Annotated in this window: 18 protein-coding genes and 1 other RNA gene; 7 read left to right on the forward strand and 12 right to left on the reverse strand. The window is 60.7% G+C overall.

What is annotated here, in order from left to right:
- Positions 1-23: 23 nt before the first annotated feature.
- From G5149_RS01390 to G5149_RS01405, 4 genes are read right to left on the reverse strand one after another with little or no spacing between them, the layout of a single operon-like run.
- Positions 24-692, reverse strand: coding sequence for a tyrosine-protein kinase family protein (locus G5149_RS01390; protein ID WP_076493047.1), 669 nt, complete (start codon positions 690-692; stop codon positions 24-26).
- 1 nt (position 693) lies between these two features.
- Complete coding sequence (locus G5149_RS01395; RefSeq protein WP_216953736.1) at positions 694-2,799, reverse strand: SLBB domain-containing protein; 2,106 nt, start codon at positions 2,797-2,799, stop codon at positions 694-696.
- Positions 2,800-2,817: 18 nt separating this feature from the next.
- Entirely contained in the window at positions 2,818-3,234 is a 417-nt protein-coding gene (locus G5149_RS01400) for a hypothetical protein (protein WP_216953738.1), read from the reverse strand.
- Entirely contained in the window at positions 3,231-3,581 is a 351-nt protein-coding gene (locus tag G5149_RS01405) for an STAS domain-containing protein (protein WP_005333409.1), read from the reverse strand. Before G5149_RS01405 ends, G5149_RS01400 begins: the two co-directional genes overlap by 4 nt.
- A 338-nt stretch (positions 3,582-3,919) precedes the next feature.
- Between G5149_RS01405 and G5149_RS01410 the strand changes: the two genes are divergently transcribed.
- The gene (locus G5149_RS01410) at positions 3,920-4,411 is read left to right on the forward strand and encodes a molybdopterin-dependent oxidoreductase (RefSeq protein ID WP_005351410.1); all 492 of its coding nucleotides are present in this window, start codon (positions 3,920-3,922) and stop codon (positions 4,409-4,411) included.
- 8 nt (positions 4,412-4,419) lie between these two features.
- Positions 4,420-6,243, forward strand: coding sequence for an ATP-binding protein (locus G5149_RS01415; RefSeq protein WP_337072147.1), 1,824 nt, complete (start codon positions 4,420-4,422; stop codon positions 6,241-6,243).
- Positions 6,244-6,572: 329 nt separating this feature from the next.
- On the opposite strand, the gene ffs is transcribed toward G5149_RS01415, so the two are convergent.
- From ffs to G5149_RS01455, 8 genes are all read right to left on the reverse strand, one after another.
- An RNA gene (gene ffs, locus G5149_RS01420) (signal recognition particle sRNA small type) lies at positions 6,573-6,669 on the reverse strand.
- A 102-nt stretch (positions 6,670-6,771) separates the two neighbouring features.
- Positions 6,772-7,560 carry a sulfite exporter TauE/SafE family protein gene (locus G5149_RS01425; RefSeq protein WP_421211250.1) on the reverse strand — a complete coding sequence of 263 codons (789 nt, stop codon included), beginning with the start codon at positions 7,558-7,560 and terminating at the stop codon, positions 6,772-6,774.
- A 105-nt stretch (positions 7,561-7,665) separates the two neighbouring features.
- The gene (gene arcD / locus G5149_RS01430; protein ID WP_005336921.1) at positions 7,666-9,102 is read right to left on the reverse strand and encodes an arginine-ornithine antiporter; all 1,437 of its coding nucleotides are present in this window, start codon (positions 9,100-9,102) and stop codon (positions 7,666-7,668) included.
- Between the two features lie 358 nt (positions 9,103-9,460).
- Positions 9,461-10,240, reverse strand: a complete 780-nt coding sequence (locus G5149_RS01435; protein WP_421211252.1) for an SDR family oxidoreductase — start codon at positions 10,238-10,240, stop codon at positions 9,461-9,463.
- A 52-nt stretch (positions 10,241-10,292) separates the two neighbouring features.
- The gene (gene mmsB, locus G5149_RS01440; protein WP_058058291.1) at positions 10,293-11,195 is read right to left on the reverse strand and encodes a 3-hydroxyisobutyrate dehydrogenase; all 903 of its coding nucleotides are present in this window, start codon (positions 11,193-11,195) and stop codon (positions 10,293-10,295) included.
- A gap of 51 nt (positions 11,196-11,246) precedes the next feature.
- The gene (locus G5149_RS01445) at positions 11,247-12,359 is read right to left on the reverse strand and encodes an enoyl-CoA hydratase/isomerase family protein (RefSeq protein ID WP_421211254.1); all 1,113 of its coding nucleotides are present in this window, start codon (positions 12,357-12,359) and stop codon (positions 11,247-11,249) included.
- An 18-nt stretch (positions 12,360-12,377) separates the two neighbouring features.
- Positions 12,378-13,160, reverse strand: a complete 783-nt coding sequence (locus G5149_RS01450) for an enoyl-CoA hydratase (RefSeq protein ID WP_421211256.1) — start codon at positions 13,158-13,160, stop codon at positions 12,378-12,380.
- Between the two features lie 140 nt (positions 13,161-13,300).
- On the reverse strand, positions 13,301-14,458 hold the full coding sequence (locus G5149_RS01455) for an acyl-CoA dehydrogenase family protein (protein ID WP_421211258.1): 1,158 nt from the start codon (positions 14,456-14,458) through the stop codon (positions 13,301-13,303).
- Between the two features lie 320 nt (positions 14,459-14,778).
- Here G5149_RS01455 and G5149_RS01460 point away from each other — a divergent pair, with 320 nt between their 5' ends.
- The 5 genes from G5149_RS01460 to G5149_RS01480 are packed head-to-tail and all read left to right on the forward strand — an operon-like array spanning position 14,779 to position 21,317.
- A complete protein-coding gene (locus tag G5149_RS01460) occupies positions 14,779-15,921 on the forward strand; it encodes an isovaleryl-CoA dehydrogenase (protein ID WP_139407787.1) in 1,143 nt (380 codons plus the stop codon).
- Positions 15,918-17,519, forward strand: a complete 1,602-nt coding sequence (locus G5149_RS01465) for a carboxyl transferase domain-containing protein (protein ID WP_421211260.1) — start codon at positions 15,918-15,920, stop codon at positions 17,517-17,519. The genes G5149_RS01460 and G5149_RS01465 overlap by 4 nt, the downstream gene beginning before the upstream one ends.
- A gap of 11 nt (positions 17,520-17,530) precedes the next feature.
- Positions 17,531-18,385, forward strand: coding sequence for an enoyl-CoA hydratase-related protein (locus G5149_RS01470; protein ID WP_058057197.1), 855 nt, complete (start codon positions 17,531-17,533; stop codon positions 18,383-18,385).
- Positions 18,382-20,352: a biotin carboxylase N-terminal domain-containing protein gene (locus G5149_RS01475; RefSeq protein ID WP_421211262.1), complete on the forward strand. Its 1,971-nt coding sequence runs from the start codon at positions 18,382-18,384 to the stop codon at positions 20,350-20,352. Before G5149_RS01470 ends, G5149_RS01475 begins: the two co-directional genes overlap by 4 nt.
- Positions 20,349-21,317, forward strand: coding sequence for a hydroxymethylglutaryl-CoA lyase (locus G5149_RS01480; RefSeq protein WP_421211264.1), 969 nt, complete (start codon positions 20,349-20,351; stop codon positions 21,315-21,317). Before G5149_RS01475 ends, G5149_RS01480 begins: the two co-directional genes overlap by 4 nt.
- Positions 21,318-21,319 lie beyond the last annotated feature (2 nt).

Here is a 21,319-nt window from a genome sequence, read left to right on the forward strand (position 1 = left end):
ATCGGGCCTCCATCAGCGAGCGATCAGATCCGGAAATTGAGCAAGGCGCTGCGCCGACACCAGCGCTTGAGCCATTCGGTCACCCGGTTACTGGGCAGCCGGTTGAGTTCGCGCAGGATCTCGCTGGCCAGCCCCGGGTTGAGTTTGTCGTTATAGACAGCGCCAACCAGATTGGCCTCGGCACGGGTCAGTTTATCCACCGCACTTTGTACCACGGTCGTCGGGGTCACCCCGGCCAATACCACCAGCAGCGCCCCTTCACAGGCCCCACACACCTGATCGGCCGGAATATTGCCCCGATTGAGGGCGGTGAGCGGCGAGGTATCGAAGATCACCACATCGTAATGCTCCAGCCAGCGAACCAGCAGCTGACGCAAGGTATCCTTGTTGCGAAAGGCCATCAGATCCTTGCCCGGCGCCGGGAGCAAGGACAAGGAGCGGCCAGTGGCCACAGGCTCGGGCACATCATTGGGACCCCAGGCAACCGCCGTGGCGCGGCCGGGGTGATAGAGATTGAGATCCACCAGCAGGGTGCGCAGCCCATCCGCCTCCGAGCGCCTTGCCAGCGCATCGCAGATGGAGCTCACCCCCTCTCCCCCTTCTGACGAGGTGACCGCCAGCGAGCGGATCCCCCGGGCGACCGTCGCCGCGTAGAGGGATTCGAGCTCCAGATATTGAATGGGGATGCTCATATCAAAGCGTCCCGACCAGGGCCACCACCGAAATCGTGGTCAAAATGTCGCGCATGCCATCCATGAAAATGGCCCAGTTGCTGCTCTTGCTGTCAGGGATAAAGACGGTGTCCCCTGCGCGCAGCACCGGTAACTGGCTAAAGTCGGGCTCTTTGGCAAAGCCGTCGAGATCGAAGCTGCGGGCCTGATCCCCCTGACCACTGGTGGCCATGTTGATCACCACAATCTTCTTGATATAGGCGCTGCTGGTCGGGCCCCCTGCCTCGGCCAGCAGATCCAGCAGGGTCATGGAGGAGTCAAAGCGGTAGCGACCGGGACGGGCTATCGCTCCCAGCACCCGAATGGTGTTCTCCTTCGGCTCGTCGAGCCAGGGACGATTCTTCTCCGGCAGGTAGATGGAGTCGCCGGGCAGCACCTTGGGCAGCAAGGTTTCATCGCCGGTTTCAAAGTAGAGAGCAAGGTCGAGCTTGCTGACCCGCGCAGTGCTGCCACTGCGATGGGCGATACGCACATTGCGCAGATCCGCCGCTGCAGTCGGGCCATCGGCGGCCGACAGGATGTCGATAAAGCCCATCTGCTCATTGAAGGCATAGCGACCAGGGGCTCCGACCTGACCGAAGATATAGATGGAACTGTCCGGTGACTGGCGCACCCACTGGGACTTGTTGTCACTGGGATCGGTGGGCAGCTCGGGGATCATGATGGTGAATCCGGCCCGGATCTTCGGCAGGCTGGCGAGCGCCCCCCCCTGATGGAGAAACTTGTCGAGATCAAACAGGGTCGGCGTGGCCTGCCCCCCTTCGGCGGTCAGGATCTGCACCTTGGCGATATCGGCCCGCTCGTTGGGGCCACCGGCGTGGGCAATCAGATCCAGCAGCGACATCTCGTCAGACCATTCATAACGCCCCGGGATCCGCACCGCCCCCATCACCATCACCGCCCGCCCGGGTGCCACTTTCAACCAGGACTTCTCGTTGATATCAGTTTTTTCCGGCACAAAGATGGCATCACCGGGTTTGACTTGGGGCAGCGCCTTTTGCATCCCTTCGGTATAGGCCTGCAAGTCGATGGGTTCGATCGTGCCATCGGTGCGCAGCAAACGGATCTGGCGACTCTCGGCATAGCGGGTCGGGCCGCCGGCATTGGCCAGAATATCGAGGAAGGAGTCCCCTTCCCGCCCCTCATAGGCGCCGGGTTTGAACACCTCGCCCATGATGTAGATGGTGCGCGCCCCCCGTTTTATCTGCTCTTCATCCTTGGGCACGAAGATGGTGGCGCCCGGCGCCAGATTGGGCAGCAGCTTGTTGTTGCCGGAGTCGAGATAGGCTTTGAGATCGAACAGCTCGGGGGCATCACCATTGATCACCCGGATCCGCTCCACCCCGGCAAAACGGGTCACCCCACCGGCTCGCATCAGCAGATCCACGATGGAGTTGCCACTCTTGAAACTGAAGGCGCCGGGGCTGTTGACCTCGCCAAACACCTTGATCGCCTTGCCGGTATCGCCATCCCCACCTGCCGCCAGGGTTGCCGCATCAAAATCAATCTGCACGTTGCCGATCAAAGGGGATGCTGGCACGAACACCACATCAAGGGATTGCAATGGCGGCAACACGCTGGCATCGCCGGTATCGAGATAACGCTTGTAGTCGAAGCTAGAGACCGTGCTGCCACGCCGCACCTGCATATTGTTGAGCTGGGCACCAGGCACCAGACCGCCAGCGGCATCGAGGGCCATCTGCACGTTGCCATCGGGCGCCAGATCATAACTGCCGGGTTTTTTGACATAGCCCATCACGCTGATCAGCAGCCGCTTTTCCAGCAAGGTGACGGTCAATTGAGAGAGGTTGTTGTAAACAGGTTTGAGGGCGGTACGGATCAGTTCATCCGCCTGTGGCAGGGTCTTCCCCCCCACCACGACATTGCCAACTTCAGGCAGTGCAATCTCTCCCTGCTTGTTGATCTGGAAAGGTTGGTCAAAAGCAGGCTCACCGGGTTGCACTATGGCCAACCGATCACCGGGAGCCAACAAGGTGGAAGCCAGTAACGGGCAGGTGAACAACAGCAAGAGAACACAGATCAATCCTTCGAGAGAGCCCCGTTTCATAGACATCCTTTTCGTCTGTTACGTCTGCCCCCATTGGCGTAAGGGGTGCCCTGACCAATCAGCACGACAGCCATCCGCTGTTGTCTGTTGCAGCCGCAAACGTACTTGTTGTAGTGATTGTGCCAACACGGTCTGACGCCAGGCTACATCCGACCAGAGCCGTCCGTGCATATCCCGTTCGATATCAATACGTTGAGATTGTAGTCTTTTCAACTCGGCAGGCATACACCCCTGCAGACTCGCTTGCTTTAATTCCGTCAGCTGCAAGTCGAGTTCCTTCTGACGCTCATCATAACGAGACCAGACCCGCCGTTCATCCTCATTGACCGGAATTCGGGTGGGTCTTGCCTCGGCCATGCCGCCATACCCCTCCGGCGGCCACTGCGCGCAACCCGACAGCAGGATGGATGAGAGCAGGATACCAACCCGCTTCATGATGCAGCGGCCATCATGCCGCGAGAGCGCATATAGGCTTTGATGCTCTCATGGCAGGGGATCACCCGGTCGATATGCAGCATCTCCAGCAGGTCATGAGGTTGGCCAGGCCCACAGACAAGCGCCATCTGATGCCCGTTCATAATCAATCTTTTATAGAGAAATACCAAGGCTCCGATCCCCGACGAGTCGATAAAATGAACATCGCTGATATCGGCCAGGATATCTCCTGGGTGGGTCGAGAGGGTTTCAAACAACGGGCGGAGCTCACTGACGGCCATCGCGTCAAACTCGTTTTCCAGTACCACTACCTGGATATCATTAAGGGTGTAAGTCATGCTTTCCATCGCTAGCTCCTTGTCGATTCTCAGACTATTTGCTGTCACGGCATTCAGCACGCTGCAAATGTTATGCCGGGCAGTGCCACGGCTCTTGTTCTCCAAATGATACTCTTTGCGCCTTATTCGCCGACACCCACTCCTCGTTTTGATTGCCAAATTGCAATTAACCTCCCCCGCACGTTGCAAACTGCAATTCACCTTGGCCGAGATCGCCCGATAACAGGCTAAATAGCTGATAATTCAAGCCCATTAGACCGGGCCCGATTATTGCTTGCCTTTGGACACACTTCACAAGCCACCGTTGGCTCGGCCCCCATGCCGCCATTTTCCAGGAAGGAGAGATCATGAAAGCAGGCCTTTACATCGCACCACTGCTGGCAGCCCTTTGCGGCACCGCATACGCAGCCCCCTCCCCTGACAGCGCCGTGTTGAAGGTTGAAGGCGCCATCAGCAGCCCCACTCATCAGGCTCTGGCCCTGTGGGACAGCGCCATGCTGGATCAACTGCCGGTACACGAAATCAAAACCCATACCCCCTGGTATGACGAAGCCAAGACTTTTCGCGGCCCGCTGCTGCAAGATGTATTGGCCAAGGTCGGGGCAACCGGCAAACAGCTCACTATTACCGCGCTCAATGACTACTCGGTACAGGTGCCGACAAGCGATGCCGAGCAGTATCGGGTCATCCTCGCCCGCACGATCAATGGCAAGCCACTGTCGGTGCGTGACAAAGGGCCGCTGTTCCTTGTCTATCCGTTCGATCAATATCCCGAACTGCAAAACAAGCTCTATTACGGTCGGGCTATCTGGCAGATCAGCGCGATAAAAGTGGAGTAGATCCCATCATGCGTTCCATGGCGGCCAGTCAACGTTTCTTGTTTGTGGTGCTTTGTGTGCTGCTCCTTGCCTTTGCCGGTATTGGTACCATCCAGTACCGGCAATTTCAGGATCTGCAGCGCAGTACCAGCCAGGGCGAAGACAACGTGATGTGGAACTATTTCCAGCTCTATAACGAAGCGCTGCGTTTTCAAAGCTCGCTGCTCCATGAGTCGCAACCGACCTTCCAGCTCAGATACGATATTCTGGTCAGCCGCATGGATCTGGTGTTGGAGAGCAAGGATCGCAGCCTGCTTCAGCAAACAGAGATCTACCAGCAGGCAAGCAAAGCCATTCGATCCTACATCTCTCTGGCGGATATCTGGCTCGGCCCGGAAGCCACCAAGCCGCTGGACAATCTTGCCCATCAGGAGCTGCGCCAACAGCTTGCCTCCCTGCTCCCCCTGCTCCATCAGCTGACTCTGGAGGTGAACCAGCAGGCGACCCTGTTTGATGTGGCGCGTCGCGACAGCGTGAGGGAGCAGATCATCACGACGACACTCATCGCGACCCTGCAATTTGCGCTGCTCTTTGTGCTCGCCCTGCTGATCTGGCGGCAAATGAATATCTCGTTTCTGCAACACAAACTGATGCAGCAGCTCAATGACAAACTGCTGCGGGCAAATCAGGCGGCAGAGGCAGGCACAAGAGCCAAAAGCAGCTTTTTGGCCAACATGAGCCATGAAATTCGCACCCCCATGAATGGCATTCTCGGCATGCTCTCACTGCTGGCCGACCGGGATATGGATCCGAGGGAGCGAGACTATCTGGAGACGGCACGCGAATCGGCAAACCATCTGCTCGGTCTGCTCAACGACATTCTGGATGTATCCAAGCTGGAAGAGGGCAAGATCGAGCTGCAACTGGCCCCCCATCACTTGCCCCAGCTGCTGGAGGATATCCGGGCCCTGATGCAGAGCAACTGCGATGCGAAAGGGATCAAACTGACCCTGACTGTTGCCCCCGATACGCCGGAATGGTTGATGATCGACCCGCTGAGGGTGCGCCAGGTCCTCTTCAACCTGGTGAGCAATGCCATCAAGTTCACCCATCAGGGGGAAGTAAAGATCCACGTTGATAGCACCCTGTTGGAGCAGGATCGCCACTCGATACGCATCTCGATCCAGGACACCGGGATCGGCATGAGCAAAAGTCAGTTAAAGAACCTGTTTCAACGTTTCGCTCAGGCGGATGTCTCGATCACCCGCCAATATGGCGGATCGGGCCTGGGACTTGAAATATCCCGTAACCTCGCACGCCTGATGGGCGGCGATATCTCGGTAGAGAGCAGCGAGGGACATGGCAGTACTTTTACCTACATCTGGCCCGCCAGAGCCACGACCCCCTCGATTGTTTGCCTGCCGTCCAAACCGCTGGATCAGGAGAGTTATCGCATCTTGCTGGTTGATGACAATGCCACCAACCGCAAGGTGATCGGCGCCATGCTCGACTCCGTGGGCCATCAGGTCACACTGGCCGTTCAGGGAGAAGAGGCGCTGGAGAAACTGGGTCACACCGAATTTGATCTGGTGTTGATGGATGTCCAGATGCCAGTGATGGATGGCCTGGTGGCCACCACCCGGATCCGCACCTCCCAGATGCCTTGGGCAGATATCCCCATCATCGCCCTGACGGCTGATGCGATGCCGGAATCCAAGCAATACTACCTCTCCCATGGCATGAACGGGTATATCACCAAGCCCATCAATAAAGAGACGCTGCTAAGCGAGATAAACAGACATATTTCCCATGGTCGGCTCAAATACAACGCCACCCTGCGTGTCACCAAGTAATAAAAACCCGCGGATTCCGGGCTACTGATTGCTCATCTGGGGCTGCATTGTCGTCTGCAGGCCACTGCATGGGCTTGGGTCTCGAACGCACGCAGTTTCACAACAGCTGCACGGGCCGTCAGCTTGTCTCGGGGACGCAGGAATTTTTTTGGATCTCCTTACGATGACCACAGGGGAGCACTGTCACCTTGCGGTAGTACCAGATACCTTGCGGAGAGAGCCAGAGATTCACAGAGAAGACTCCTGATTCATCCACACAAAGTGGATTACCAAGAGGTCTGAAGGGGGAAATTAGCTGTAACTTATTGAATGGCAGAAACAAGTGGTGGCCCTACCAGCCACATCCCGGCACTCGAGTCCCCCGCCTTGGCTGCTACCTTCCGGTCCTGACCAGGTCGACGGGTTATCAATGCGAGAGGACCAATAGGACCACCGGCGAGGAGAATAGGCAAACTGGCCTCTCAATGCAATGGCTTTCTTCCCTTCGATTGTTCGTCTGCCTTATTTTTCAACAATCTGCCGAATGAATCAGCTAAACAGCATAAATTTCGCCCCCACCAGCAGCATCAGCAGGGCAAATGCTTGCTTGAGGCGTTTTGGTGACAGGCGATGCGCCAGCTTGGCACCAATGCGGGCGAACTGGGTACTGGTCAGCACAATGCCCAGCAGGGCGGGCAGATAGATGTAGCCCACACTCCACTCGGGCAGATCGGCATGATCCCAACCCGCATAGAGGTAGCTGAGGCTCCCCGCCAGCGCGATGGGTATGCTGCAGGCTGCAGAGGCCGCTACCGCATTGCGCATTGGCACCGAGTTCCAGCTCAGATAAGGGACAGTGAGCGAGCCACCGCCAATACCAAACAGGGCTGACATCCAGCCAATGATGGTACCGGCAATGCCTGTGCCGAGCGGCCCCGGCATATGGCGCTCCGCTTTGGGTTTAAGGTTGAGCCCCATCTGTAGCGCCATGCTCCAGGCGAAGCAGCCGATAATGATATTGAGGGTGCTGGTGCTGAGCAGATTGGCGGTCATGCCGCCGAGCCAACCCCCGATCAGCATGCCGGCGCCGAGTCGGCGGATCATCACCCAATCGACGGCGCCCGCCTCCCGGTGGGCCCGCAGCGAGCTGAATCCGGTAAAGATCATGGTGGGCAACGAGGTGCCAAGGGCCAGATGAGTAATGATTTCAGGGTCGATGCCCTGGGCGCGAAAGGTAATGACCAGCACGGGGACAATGATAAGACCGCCGCCGATCCCGAACAGTCCCGCCAGCATACCGGCAAAGGCGCCCAGCAGGAGGTAACCCATAAACAGCATAAAAATTCCTGTGTTAAACAAAAACTGGCCAACACGGCCGGGCAACAGTGGATATCTGCATGAAAAAAAAGAGATGGCGCGAGGGCCATCTCTTCATTGTGCCGGTTAGTGCAGTGGAATGGTACCGTCCATCACCTTGTAGAAGGCCAGCACGGCACAGCCGAGCAGGGCCGCCGTCATCCCCTGCTCCAATCGGTTAAGGCCGCGCAGACCGTGATGCTGACGCGCCTTCCAGTAGATGAAGATGCCCGGACTATAAAGCAGCGCCACCAGCAGCAGGTACTCCACACCGGCAGCATAGACCAGCCAGCAGCCGTAAACGGTCGCCACCAGGGCCAGCAGCAGGTCACGCTTGCGCTGATGAGGTTGACCCTGATAGGTCTCCCCTTTCAATGCCAGCTTCAGGCCATAAGCGCCCGAAAAGACGTAAGGCACCAGCGCCGCCGAGGTGGCGATGTTGACCAGCGCCAGATAGGTGCTGCTCTGGAAGTAGATGATGATCAGGAAGATCTGCACCAGACAGGTGGAGCACCAGAGGGACACCTGCGGCGAGCCGTTCTTGTTCTCCTTGGCAAACCAGCCCGGGAACACACCGGTCTTGCCCGCGATGTAGGGCACTTCAGCGGCCAGCACGGTCCAGCTGAGCAGAGCACCCATCACAGACACCACCAGACCAATGTTGATAAGCCAGGCGCCCCAGGGGCCGACCACGGCTTCAAGGATCATGGCGGTCGAAGGGTTCTTGAGCGCCGCCAGTTGCGGCTGGCTCATGACACCCAGCGAGAACAGGGTCACCATCACGTAAAGCGTCAGGGCGCCGAGCAGCGCCAGCACGGTAGCTCGGCCCACATCCTTGCGATGACGGGCACGGGCAGAGACCACCACGGCCCCTTCAATCCCGATAAAGACCCAGAGGGTCACCTTCATGGTGGACTTGACCTGATCCATCACGGAGCCAAGCTCCATGTTGTTCTGGCCCCAGATATCCAGAGTGAAGGTATCCATGTTGAAGGCCAGCAGGATCGCGACACAGAAGACGATGAGCGGCACCATCTTGGCGATGGTGGTGACGATATTCACCAGCGCAGCGACCTGCACCCCGCGCAGCACCAGCGCATGCACCGACCAGATCAGGATGGAGGCCAGCGTGATGGCCACCGGCGTATTGCCGTCACCGAAGATGACGTTGTCAGGCGTATCGAAGAAGTAGCTCAGGGCGCTGAACACTACGATGGCGTAAGAGACGTTGGCCAGCAGTTGGCAGAGCCAGTAACCCCAGGCGGCGTTGAAACCGATGAAATCGCCGAAACCGGCCTTGGCATAGCTGAAGATACCGCCATCGAGATCAGGGCGGCGCATGGAGAGGTTCTGATAGACCAGCGCGAGACAGATCATGCCCAGACCGGTGATGGCCCAACCCAGGGCGACCGCCCCGGCACTGGCATGTGCAGCAATGTTTTGTGGCAGACTGAAGACCCCGGCGCCGACCATGGAGCCGATCACCAGCGAAATGAGGGCGCCCAGCCCTAGTTTCTTGTCCATTTCAATCCTGTTTATTTAGGCGGCGGCAGAGCGTCCGTATTCATACTGCGCGCAATATGGGAGGGGCTGGGAATCCTGACCCCGTGAAAAAGGCGGCAACTATATTGCATGACTATTCCGACCGCAATCCCTCGTCCCGTCAATCATGCACCGCCTTGACCGCGCGCAATTTTACAGCACTGACCCATATGGCCTGTGAGCTGGCTCAAATTAACCAAGACCCATTGATATTTCACATTTTTCTGCCAACACAACCTGACTCGCATGATTCCCATGCATCGCCATTCAAACGCTCTCTGTATAAATAATCTGCATAAAAAAGCCCCGGTGGAAACACCGGGGCCCATTATGTAAATCCCTATAAACGCAAACCGCCATCCAGTTCTATCATCCGTCCCGACAGATAGTCGTTGGCAAAAATAAAGCTCACCGTCTCGGCCAGCTGTTGCGCCTCGCCAAGGGTGCCGACCGGAATGGCCTGCAGCATCCGCGCCATCGCCTCCGGCTTCATCGCCGCCGTCATGTCGGTGGCAAACACCCCGGGGGCAATCCCCATCACCCGAATGCCATGGCGCGCCAGCTCCCGCGCCCAGGTCACCACCAGCGAGGCAACCCCCGCCTTGCTGGCGGCATAGTTGCTCTGGCCAATATTGCCAGCGCGGGCGATGGAGGAGATGTTGATGATGACGCCCCCCTGGCCCCCTTGCGCCATCAGCGCCGCCCCCTCGCGAGCGCAGAGGAAGGTACCGGTGAGGTTGACGTCAATCACGCTCTGCCACTGGGCCAGCGTCATCTTCTCCACCAGCTCACCCTCTTTCACCTTGATCAGCATGCCATCGCGCAAAATGCCGGCGCAGTTGATAAGACCGTGCAGCACGCCAAAACGCTCCTTGATAGCAGCAAACACGGCCTCGACCTCGGCTTCGCTCGCCACATTGCAGACAAACAGCTCGCACTGGCTATCTTGATCGCACTGACCATTCTGGCTGCGAACCATGGCGGCGGTCGCCTCCAGATCGGCGCGATTGATGTCGAGCAGTGCCAGCGTCGCCCCCTGTGCGCCCAGGGCCAGCGCAATGGCCCGTCCCAAGCCACGTCCGGCGCCGGTAATAACGATGACCTTATCTTTGATATCCATCAATGCTCCTTGTAGCTGGTCGAAGGGAGATGCCTTGAAGAGAGGTGGCCCGTCAGGCGGGATCCTGTTTATCCAGATAGAGTTCGACGATGCTGGAGAAATCGCGGCTCCCCTGCCCCTGAGCGGCATGCAGGTTGAACAGGTTACGCGCGAGCGCCCCCATCGGCACAGCGCTGTGGCCATGCTCAGCCAGCGCCATGGCCAATCCCAAATCTTTCACCATCAAACGGGTCATAAAGCCCCCCTGATAGTTGCGGGCGGCAGGGACATTCTCCATCACCCCGGGCCAGGGGTTGTAGCGCTCCAGACTCCAGTTGTTGCCGGAGCTCTTGCCCATGATGGTGGAGAGCACGGCGGGATCCAGCCCCTCCTTCACCCCGAGGGCCAGTGCCTCGGCAGTGCCCGCCATATGGATCGCAAGCAGCATGTTGTTGCACATCTTGGCGATCTGCCCCGCCCCCAGCGTCCCTGCGTGAAACAGGTTCTGCCCCATGCAGGCGAGCAGAGGTTTCGCCGCCTCGAAATCCGCCGCGTCGCCGCCAACGATAAAGGTGAGCGTCCCGGCGGCTGCACCGGCGACACCGCCCGATACGGGGGCATCGATAAAGCGCAAACCGCGGGCGCGGGCCGCCTCCCCGACCTGACGGGCAGAGTCGACATCGATAGTTGAGCAGTCGATCACCAGTGCGCCAACCGGCAGGGCTGCCAGCAGATCCTGCCCCTCAGACAACCAAAGATCGCGCACATGCTCCCCCGCAGGTAGCATGCTGATCACCACCTCGCAGCCGGTCACCGCCTCTCGGGCATCCCCCGCGGCGATGCAGCCAGCGGCGATAGCTCGCTCAATGTTTTGGGCAACAAGATCAAACACCTGCACCGTGTGCCCGGCCCTGGCCAGATTGGCCGCCATGGGGCCCCCCATGTTGCCGAGCCCGATAAACCCTATCCTTGTCATCCCGCTTGCTCCTTGCGTTGCTGATGGCGGCGTCCGCCGGTTGCCAACCTGTTATTCCTTGCAGATCAACGGATTGCTCCCCTGCGGCCAGCGATAGAACTCATCCAGCCACTCCCCCTCCGGTGGCAACTGTTGCCAGCGGGGATCTTTATCCTTGTCGATCAGCAGTGCCCGTACCCCTTCCACAAAATCCCCCTTGAGCACGCAGTTGACCGAGAGGGTCAGCTCCTCGGCAAATACCTCTGCCAGGGAGTTGCGGCGAGCCTGCCAATATTGACGCCACAAAATGGCGCGGCTGATGGGGCTGCCGGTGCGGCAGAGCTGCTGCGCCTGCTGGAGTACCGCCTCCTGCTCATCGAACTGAGCCTCGAACAACCGAGCCAATACCCCTTGCAGCGTGCGCCCCGCCAGCAGGGCATCGATCCTCTGTTGATGGGGCAACAATACTGGCGCAGGCAAGCGGGCCGCCACCTCACCATGCAACCCCGTGAGCAGCAGATCGATCTGCTCGCGGGGATCACCACTGCCAGCCCACTCGAGCACGGCGAGGCGTGACAACAGCGCACTGCGCTTGCCACTGGCGATGGCGTGATCCGCCAGCCCAAGACCGATGGCATCACTCCCGTTGAAGCGGGCGCCAGTCAGACCGAGCCAGAGCCCGAGCCGCCCTGGCATCCGGCTTAAAAACCAGCTCGCCCCCACGTCTGGGTAGAGGCCAATGGTCACCTCCGGCATGGCAAACAGGCTTCTTTCGGTGACAACCCGAAAATCGGCTCCAGCAAACAGGCCAATGCCGCCCCCCATGCAGATACCGTCCGCCACGCAGATCAGGGGCTTGCGGTAAGAGTGGATGTGGTGGTCGAGCCGGTACTCCTGCTCGAAAAAGTCGCGGGCATATTCGAACAGTTCCGATCCGCTTGCCTCCTGCTTGCGGTAATAGAAGGAGCGGATATCGCCACCGGCACAAAATGCCTTCTCACCCGCCCCCTGCAGCAGCACACAGACGATGGCGGGATCCTGCTCCCAACGGGTCAGCGTCTGTTGCAGGATCTGGATCATCGGCAGGCTTAATGCGTTGAGAGACGCAGGGCTGTCGAGGGTCAACACCCCGATCTGATGGCCATCTTCGGTGGGATAACAGCTAACCTTGACCGGCTCACTCATAAACGGCTCCGTATGGATTTATTTTGTTGGGCCATATTGCCAGCGCGGTAAGCGTTTCTCCAGGAAGGCGGCCACCCCTTCACGCTGATTGGCATCGCTAAAGAGATCGAGAAACAGCGACCGCTCAAGGGGCAAGGCGGCATCCCGCGGGCCACTGCGGCCCTGATTGATCAGGGTTTTGCAGGCGCGCAGGGCGCTCGGGCTCTGGCGCTCCACCAGATGGGCCATCTGGTGCGCGGCCTCCCACGCCTGACCGGTTTTCACCACCTCCTCCACCAGCCCCATCTCGTAGGCCAGCGAGGCACTCACCTTCTCGCCGCAGAGGATCATCCGCTTGGCCCAACCCGGCCCCACCAGCTCGGTCAGGCGCTGGGTGCCACCGGCACAGGGAAGCAAGCCCACCGAAGCTTCCGGCAGTCCCAGCAACGCCTGCTGCTCGGCGATGCGGATATCACAAGCCAGCGCCACTTCCAGCCCGCCTCCCATGGCATAACCATTGATGGCGGCGATACTGACGCCGTGAAAACGGGCCAGCGCCTCGAAGGCCTTGCCAAAGGCCTCGGCTACTTCGCGGGCCAGCTCGACATTCCCCTCGACAAACATATTGAGGTCGGCACCGGCGCAGAAAAATTTGTCGCCCGCACCACGGATCACCAGTGCCACCACATCGGGACGATTGTCGAGCTCCACCATCATCTGCAAAAAGGCCTGCAGGCTGGCGAGGGTCCAGGTATTGGCAGGGGGATGGTCGAGGGTGATATAGGCCACGTGGCCATGATATTCGAGTCTGATCCTTGTCATAACATTGTCCTTGTCGATGAAGCTGCCGCCATGATGACAGGCTTGAATGACACCAACCTGTGGCTGGCTCACAAAGCCGAAACCGGCATGGCATGGTGCAAATCGGGTGGCAGGCAACACGCCCTTGATGCGACCACCGGTTAGCCCAGCGACAAACCGGGATCGGCAAGCATGCGGCGCGCGATGATGAGTCGCATCACCTCGTTGGTGCCCTCCAGAATGCGGTGTACCCGGGTATCGCGCAGATAGCGCTCGAGCGGATACTCGCGGATAAAACCATAGCCGCCAAAGAGTTGCAGAGCCTCATCGCACACCCGATAACCGACATCGGTGGCAAACCGTTTGGCCATGGCGCACCAGGCACTCTTGTCGGGATCCCCGCGATCCAGCTTGTCAGCCGCCTGACGCACCAGCAGGCGAGCTGCAGCCAGCTCGGTCGCCATATCGGCCAGGCGAAACTGCACGCTCTGGAATTCGCTGATCGGGTGACCAAATTGCTGGCGCTGCTGCACATAGGCCAGGGCATCGTCCAGTGCCTGCTGGGCAGTGCCCACCGAGCAGGTGGCAATATTGATGCGCCCCCCATCAAGGGCCTGCATGGCGAACTTGAATCCTTCCCCCTCTTCGCCCAACCGATAGCAGGCAGGAATGCGAACCCCATTAAAGACAACCTCCCGGGTCGGCTGGCTGTTCCAGCCCATCTTCTCTTCTGCCTTGCCATAGCTCACGCCGGGGGCATTAGCCGGTACCATAAAGGCAGAGATCCCCTTCGCACCTTCACCACCGGTACGGGCCATCACCACCAGCACGTCAGTGCTGCCCGCTCCCGAGATAAAGACCTTGGTTCCCTCAATAAGATAATTGTCACCCTCGCGCACCGCCCGGGTCTTGAGGGCCGCCGCATCGGAACCCGCACCCGGTTCGGTGAGGCAATAGGAGCCCAGCAGCTCGCCACTGGCCAGCTTGGGCACCCACTCTTTGGCAACCTCGGTGGGCAACCAGCTACCCAGCATCCAGCTCACCATGTTGTGGATGGTCAGATACGCAGTGGTCGAGGTACACCCCATTGCGAGGCGTTCGAAGATGAGGCTCGCATCAAGGCGAGGCAGCCCCAATCCGCCAAACTGCTCCGGGGTATAGAGGCCACAAAAACCTAGCCCGGCCGCCTGCTTGATGGTCGGGATCGGAAACTCATGATCCTTGTCCCAGCGCGCGGCATGGGGTTTGAGCGCCTCATCGGCAAAGGCGGCGGCCGCCTCCACATACGCCTGTTGATCATCGGTCAGGGTAAAATCCATCTCGTCTTTCACTCCCTTGTTGCCCCACGCTTATTTTCCCGCGCTTACTTACCTGAGTTAGTGCTTTATGACGCGACGCCCACACGCTGCGTCAGTCGGATCTGCCACTATGGCGCTGTTGTCGTGGTAGCTGATGACGCTCTCATAACTACCTCTCTATCGACACACAACAGATTAACAATTAATTTACGTTTACGCTAACGTAAACTTGTGGCAGAAGTGAAGTACAAAAATGGACCGACCACTGCCAGCAGTAACGCCGAGTCAGCCGGTCGAGCCCACCTTCCTACCCGACTGTCATATCCGCAAGGAGAGCATGGATGCAGATGGATGAGACCCTGAATGCCCTGACCGAACAGGTTGCGGCCTTCTGCCAGAAAGTGATCGCCCCGCGCGCCAGCGAGATCGATCAGAGCAACGCCTTTCCCCGTGATCTCTGGCCCCGGATGGGTGAACTGGGGCTGCACGGCATCACGGTGGCGGAGGAGTATGATGGGGTGAACCTCGGCTATCTGGCCCACGTGCTGGTGATGGAACAGGTAAGCCGCGCCAGCGCCTCGGTCGGCCTCTCCTACGGCGCCCACTCCAATCTCTGCATCAATCAAATCCACCGCCACGGCACGGCGGAACAGAAAGCGCGCTACCTGCCCCCGCTGGTAAGCGGCGAACATGTGGGAGCGCTGGCCATGAGCGAGCCGGGCGCCGGGTCCGATGTGGTGAGCATGCGCCTCACCGCGGAGCGCGAGGGGGATCACTTCGTGCTGAACGGCAACAAGATGTGGATCACCAACGGGCCCGATGCCGACACCTTCGTCATCTATGCCAAGACAGATACCAGTGCGGGCCCCAAAGGAATTTCTGCCTTTATCGTTGAAGCCGGCACTCCCGGTTTTTCTACCGCCCAGAAGCTCGACAAGCTGGGGATGCGCGGCTCCAGCACCTGCGAGCTGGTGTTCGACAACTGCCGAGTGCCGCAGGAGAACCTGCTGGGCACCCTGCACGGCGGGGTCAAGGTGCTGATGAGCGGGCTCGATTACGAGCGGGTGGTGCTGGCTGCGGGCCCCCTTGGCATCATGCAGGCCTGCATGGATGTAGTACTCCCCTATGTGCGCGAGCGCAAACAGTTCGGCCAAGCCATCGGCGAGTTCCAACTGGTGCAGGGCAAGCTCGCCGACATGTATACCCGCCTCGCCAGCAGCCGGGCTCTGGTCTACTCGGTGGCGAGCGCCTGCGATCAGGGGCGCACCAGCCGTAAAGATTGCGCCGCCGCTATCCTGTTTGCCGCCGAAAATGCCACCCAGATGGCCCTCGATGCCATCCAGTTGCTCGGCGGCAACGGTTACATCAACGAATACCCCACCGGCCGCCTGCTGCGGGACGCCAAACTCTACGAGATCGGCGCCGGCACCTCGGAGATCCGCCGCTGGCTCATCGGCCGCGAGCTGATGGGGGATAACGCATGAGCAGGCTCCACTCCCGTCTCGACACGGCGAGCCCGGAATATGCGGCCAATCGGGCTGCAATGCAGGTGCTGGTCGACGATCTCCACGCCCGCATTGCCGAGATCGCGCTAGGGGGCGGCGCGGCCAACAACGCCCGCCATCAGGCCCGTGGCAAGCTGCTGCCCCGCGAGCGCATCTATCAGCTGCTGGACCCGGGCTCCCCGTTTCTCGAACTGTCGGCGCTGGCTGGCTGGCAGGTCTATGACGAGCCGGTACCCGCCGCCGGTATCATCACCGGCATCGGCCGGGTCTCGGGCAGGCTCTGCATGCTGGTGGTGAACGACGCCACCGTGAAGGGTGGTACCTACTACCCGCTCACCGTGAAAAAACACCTGCGTGCCCAGACCATCGCCGAGCGGCTGCGTCTCCCCTGCCTCTATCTGGTGGATTCCGGCGGCGCCTTTCTGCCGATGCAGGATGAGGTGTTCCCCGACCGGGATCACTTTGGTCGCATCTTCTACAACCAGGCCCGCATGTCGGCCCAGAATATCCCGCAGCTGGCGGTGGTGATGGGGCTCTGCACCGCAGGCGGCGCCTACGTGCCCGCCATGGCGGATGAATCCATCATGGTCAGGGAGCAGGCCACCATCTTTCTGGCGGGTCCGCCGCTGGTCAAGGCCGCCACCGGCGAGGAGATCAGCGCCGAGGCCCTGGGCGGCGCTGAAGTGCACTGTGCCCACTCCGGCGTTGCTGATCATATGGCCCGTGACGATGCCCATGCGCTGGCCATCGCCCGCACGCTGGTTACTCATCTGGGTAACGAGCCGATAGAGAGCAGCCCCGGCTACGAGCCCCCCTGCTACCCGATCGAGGAGCTCTACGGTCTGGTGGGCACCAGTCTCAAACGCCCTTACGACGCCCGCGAACTGATTGCCCGACTGGTGGATGGCTCTGACTTTGACGAGTTCAAGGCGCTGTTCGGCACCACACTGGTGACCGGCTTTGCCCGTATTTGCGGCATGGAAGTGGGTATCCTCGCCAACAACGGCGTGCTGCACAGCGACAGTGCCCAGAAGGGGGCCCACTTTATCCAACTCTGTAACCGGCGTGCCATCCCGCTGCTCTTTTTGCAGAACATCACCGGATTTATGGTGGGGAGTAGCGCAGAAAAAGAGGGGATCGCCAAGCACGGCGCCAAGCTGGTCACAGCAGTGGCCTGCAGCCGGGTGCCCAAGATCACCCTGATTGTCGGCGGCAGCTTTGGCGCTGGCAACTACGGCATGTGCGGCCGCGCTTATGAGCCCGATTTTCTCTTTAGCTGGCCCAACAGCCGTATCTCTGTCATGGGTGGCGAACAAGCTGCCGGAGTGCTGGTGCAGGTGCGTCGGGACAAGCTGACTGCCGAGGGCAAAGATTTGAGCGAGCAGGAAGCGGCCGCCATCCGCGCCCCGGTGATCGAACAGTATGAGCGCCAGGGTCACCCCTACTACGCCAGCGCCCGCCTGTGGGATGATGGCGTCATTGACCCGGCCCAGAGCCGCACCGTGCTGGCGCTGGCGCTCGCCGCCTGTCAGGGTGCCCACATTGAACCCGAGCAGTACGGCATCTTTCGGATGTAAGGAGCAAAACGATGTCAGATCCACTTACTTCCTCAGCACTTGGCTCTTCAACACAGGGCCCGTTTCGGCTGGAGCGGCACGGCCCGCTGGCCGAGCTGGTGCTGTCGCGCCCGGCCCGCCACAACGCCTTTGATGCCGACCTGATGCTGGGGTTGCTCGACTGCCTCGATGATCTGGCCCATCTCCATGGTCATGATCTCGCCGAACGCCCTCACGCCCTGCTGCTACGTGCCGAAGGCAAACACTTTTGCGCGGGCGCCGACCTCAACTGGATGCGTAATCTGGCCCACGCCGATTTCGAGCACAATCGCGAAGACGCCCGGGTACTGGCGCGGCTGATGCAGACCCTCGATGAGCTTCCCTTCCCTACGGTGGCGCTGGTGCAAGGGGCCGCCTACGGCGGGGCGCTGGGCCTCATCTGCGCCTGCGATCTGGTGCTGGCCAGCGACGATGCCCGCTTCTGCCTCTCTGAGGTGAGCCTGGGTCTGGTGCCTGCGGTGATTAGCCCCTACGTGGTACGTGCCATGGGAATGCGTCAGGCGCGCCGCTACATGCTCAGTGCCGAGCCGTTCGATGCCATTACCGCCTGTCGGCTCAATGTGGCGCACCAACTCTGCAAACCGGATCAACTGCTGGCGGAGGGACGGGCGCAGGCCCTTCGTCTGTGCCGCAACGGGCCGGAAGCGATGAAAGAGACCAAACGGCTGCTGGCGGCGATAGAGGCCCATCCTTCCCGCCTGCACGAAGAGAAAACTGTCGAGACCATTGCCCGGGTTCGGGTGGGGCTTGAAGCCCAGGAGGGGATGCAGGCCTTCTTTGACAAACGCCCTCCCGCCTGGCGTCCCCGTTTCAAGGATGAGACATGACCCATCACACTCAGATTAAACGCCTGCTGATTGCCAATCGCGGCGAAATCGCCGTGCGCATCATCAAGACGGCGAAACGCCTCGGCATTCACACCGTCGCCCTCTACTCCGATGCCGACGCCCATGCCATGCACACCCGTCTGGCCGATGAGGCCTGGCATCTGGGGCCCGCACCGGCCAGAGAGAGCTATCTCGACACCGGCAAGGTGCTGAAGATTGCCAAAGAGGCGCGCGCCGATGCCATCCATCCCGGTTACGGCTTTCTGTCGGAAAACAGCGATTTTGCCACCGCCTGCGAACAGCGCGGCCTGCGCTTTGTCGGCCCAAGCGGCGCCGCCATTCTCGCCATGGGCGACAAATCGGGCGCCAAGGCGCTGATGCAGTCCGCCGGCGTACCTGTACTGCCTGGCTATCACGGCACGGATCAGCGGCCGGACTTCTTGCGCGATCAGGCGAGCCAGATTGGCTTCCCGCTACTTATCAAGGCCGCCAGCGGCGGCGGTGGCAAGGGGATGCGCCGGGTCGATCAGCTGGCTGACTTTGACGAGTCGCTGGCGGCAGTCAAGCGGGAGGCCAAGGCTGCCTTTGGCGACGATCTGGTGCTGCTGGAGCGCTATCTGCCCCAGGCTCGCCATGTGGAAGTACAGGTCTTTGCCGATAGCCTCGGCAACGCCATCTATCTGGGGGACAGGGACTGCTCCTTGCAGCGACGCCATCAGAAGGTGATCGAAGAGGCGCCCGCCCCCGACATCCCTCCGGCTCTGCGCCGCGCCATGGGGGAGGCAGCCGTGGCCGCAGCCAAAGCCATCCACTATCAGGGGGCGGGCACTATCGAGTTTCTGCTCTGCAAGGATGAGTTCTTCTTTATGGAGATGAACACCCGGCTGCAGGTAGAGCATCCGGTCACCGAAGCGGTGACCGGGCAGGATCTGGTGGCCTGGCAACTGGCCGTGGCAGAAGGCAAGCCGCTACCACTCACCCAGGAGGAAGTGGTGCTGCGCGGCCATGCAGTGGAGGCGCGCCTCTACGCCGAGGATGTGGCGGCCGGTTTTCTGCCCGCCAGCGGGCCTATCCACTGGCTCCACTGGCCCGTTGGCGTGCGCATCGACACCGGCGTTACCGCTGGCGATGAGGTGAGCCCCTATTACGATCCCATGATCGCCAAGCTGATCGCCCACGGCCAGAACCGCGCCGAAGCGTTCGCCAAACTGGCAGATGCGCTGGCGGCACTGGATCTCGGGCCGCTGGTGCACAACGGCCCGTTGCTGCTGCGCCTGTGTGAAGAGCCCGACGTCCTGGCCATGGGCCACCATACCCAGTGGCCCATTCCCACCACATCACAGCCCATTCCTGAGCTCGCCTGGCCGCTGGCAACCCTCTGGCTGGCGAGCCGCCCTGCGGGCACCTCCCCCTGGCAGCAAGCCTGCGGATTTCGGCTAGGGCCGGCTCGCTGCTGGACAGCGGCGGTGCGCATCGGTGATGAGCACCGGGTATTGACCCTTCACGATCATGGCGGCCAGTTTGAGTGGCAAGGAGAGACCCGTTGCCACCAGAGAGGTGACGACCATATCCGACTACAACAGGGTGGCGGCTGGCAACAGATCCCCATTCAGACGGTCGCAGGCTCGGAGGCAGCCTTCATCATGACCCTGGGGGGCCAGCGCATCCGTTTCACTGCTGATGATCAGCAGCACAGCCACCACCATGAGCAGGCAAACGAGAAGGCGCAGGGCGCCATCGCGCCCATGCACGGCATAGTGGTAGCCGTACTGGTCGAGCAGGGGCAAACGGTCAGCAAGGGGCACCCCCTGCTGGTACTGGAGGCGATGAAGATGGAGCACCAGTTGCGCGCAGAGCGGGACGGGGTAATTGAAGCCCTGCAGTGCAAACAGGGCGAGCAGGTAAGCCAGGGGACCGTGCTGGTGCGCTTTGCCGAAGAGACAACTTCACTGGAGGATCACCCATGAACCGATCACAGGACGTCCGTGACGACAGGGTCAGTCTGGTGGAGATGGGGCCGCGAGATGGCCTGCAAAATGAAGCTGCGCCCCTCTCCCTGGTACAGCGGCTGGAGCTGATCCAGCGCCTTACCGACAGCGGCCTGCAACGCATCGAGGTGGGTGCCTTTGTCTCTGCCAAAAAAGTGCCGCAGATGGCGGACTCCGCAGCGCTGTTCGAGGCACTGACGCGCAAGGGCTCAACCCGTTACGGCGCTCTGGTGCCCAATCTGCAAGGCTTGCAGGCAGCCATTGCCGCCCGCGCCGACGAGATTGGCCTCTTCACCGCCTGCTCCGACGGTTTTACCCGAGCCAATATCGGCATCAGCGTGGAGGAGTCGCTGGTGCGCTTCGCCCCGCTGGTGCAGGAAGCTCGCCGCCTCGGCATCAAGGTGCGCGGCTACCTCTCCACCGTCATCGCCTGCCCGTTCGATGGCCCGACCCGCCCGAAACGGGTCGCAACCATGGCCGAGCAACTGCTGGATCTCGGCTGCCACGAAATTTCGTTGGGGGACACCATAGGCGTTGGCACCCCGGGCACGGTGGCGCCCATGCTGGATGCGGTGCTGCACGAGATCCCGGCCGGCCGGCTGGCGGTCCATTTTCACGACACCTACGGCCAGGGGTTGGCCAACCTGCTACCCGCGCTGGAGCGCGGCATTCGCACCATAGACTGCTCGGTAGCGGGCCTTGGCGGCTGCCCCTATGCGCCGGGCGCCTCCGGCAATGTGGCGTCAGAAGAGGTGGTTTACCTGCTGCACGGCCTTGGCATGACAACCGGAGTGGATCTCGACAAACTGGCGGCCACCGGCCAGTGGGTCTGCGAGCAGCTCGGTCGCCCCAACGGCTCACGGGTCGGTCAGGCCTTGCACGCCAATGCCGAGCGGCTGCGCGCCCGCCTCTGCCAGCCACACGCCCAGCGACAGGAGTCATAACC

The organism is Aeromonas sp. 600479 (assembly GCF_049175515.1).
Classification (GTDB): domain Bacteria; phylum Pseudomonadota; class Gammaproteobacteria; order Enterobacterales; family Aeromonadaceae; genus Aeromonas; species Aeromonas veronii_A.

Excerpts from the sequence above, each read along its gene's own strand:
- G5149_RS01460 (WP_139407787.1), top strand. The coding sequence starts at position 14,779 with ATGCAGATGGATGAGACCCTGAATGCCCTGACCGAACAGGTTGCGGCC.
- G5149_RS01425 (WP_421211250.1), bottom strand. The coding sequence starts at position 7,560 with ATGCTGTTTATGGGTTACCTCCTGCTGGGCGCCTTTGCCGGTATGCTG.
- G5149_RS01400 (WP_216953738.1), bottom strand. The coding sequence starts at position 3,234 with ATGAAGCGGGTTGGTATCCTGCTCTCATCCATCCTGCTGTCGGGTTGC.
- G5149_RS01470 (WP_058057197.1), top strand. The coding sequence starts at position 17,531 with ATGTCAGATCCACTTACTTCCTCAGCACTTGGCTCTTCAACACAGGGC.
- G5149_RS01445 (WP_421211254.1), bottom strand. The coding sequence starts at position 12,359 with ATGAGTGAGCCGGTCAAGGTTAGCTGTTATCCCACCGAAGATGGCCAT.
- G5149_RS01465 (WP_421211260.1), top strand. The coding sequence starts at position 15,918 with ATGAGCAGGCTCCACTCCCGTCTCGACACGGCGAGCCCGGAATATGCG.
- G5149_RS01450 (WP_421211256.1), bottom strand. The coding sequence starts at position 13,160 with ATGACAAGGATCAGACTCGAATATCATGGCCACGTGGCCTATATCACC.
- G5149_RS01415 (WP_337072147.1), top strand. The coding sequence starts at position 4,420 with ATGCGTTCCATGGCGGCCAGTCAACGTTTCTTGTTTGTGGTGCTTTGT.
- G5149_RS01390 (WP_076493047.1), bottom strand. The coding sequence starts at position 692 with ATGAGCATCCCCATTCAATATCTGGAGCTCGAATCCCTCTACGCGGCG.
- G5149_RS01410 (WP_005351410.1), top strand. The coding sequence starts at position 3,920 with ATGAAAGCAGGCCTTTACATCGCACCACTGCTGGCAGCCCTTTGCGGC.
- mmsB (WP_058058291.1), bottom strand. The coding sequence starts at position 11,195 with ATGACAAGGATAGGGTTTATCGGGCTCGGCAACATGGGGGGCCCCATG.
- G5149_RS01395 (WP_216953736.1), bottom strand. The coding sequence starts at position 2,799 with ATGAAACGGGGCTCTCTCGAAGGATTGATCTGTGTTCTCTTGCTGTTG.
- G5149_RS01475 (WP_421211262.1), top strand. The coding sequence starts at position 18,382 with ATGACCCATCACACTCAGATTAAACGCCTGCTGATTGCCAATCGCGGC.
- G5149_RS01480 (WP_421211264.1), top strand. The coding sequence starts at position 20,349 with ATGAACCGATCACAGGACGTCCGTGACGACAGGGTCAGTCTGGTGGAG.
- G5149_RS01405 (WP_005333409.1), bottom strand. The coding sequence starts at position 3,581 with ATGGAAAGCATGACTTACACCCTTAATGATATCCAGGTAGTGGTACTG.
- G5149_RS01435 (WP_421211252.1), bottom strand. The coding sequence starts at position 10,240 with ATGGATATCAAAGATAAGGTCATCGTTATTACCGGCGCCGGACGTGGC.
- G5149_RS01455 (WP_421211258.1), bottom strand. The coding sequence starts at position 14,458 with ATGGATTTTACCCTGACCGATGATCAACAGGCGTATGTGGAGGCGGCC.
- arcD (WP_005336921.1), bottom strand. The coding sequence starts at position 9,102 with ATGGACAAGAAACTAGGGCTGGGCGCCCTCATTTCGCTGGTGATCGGC.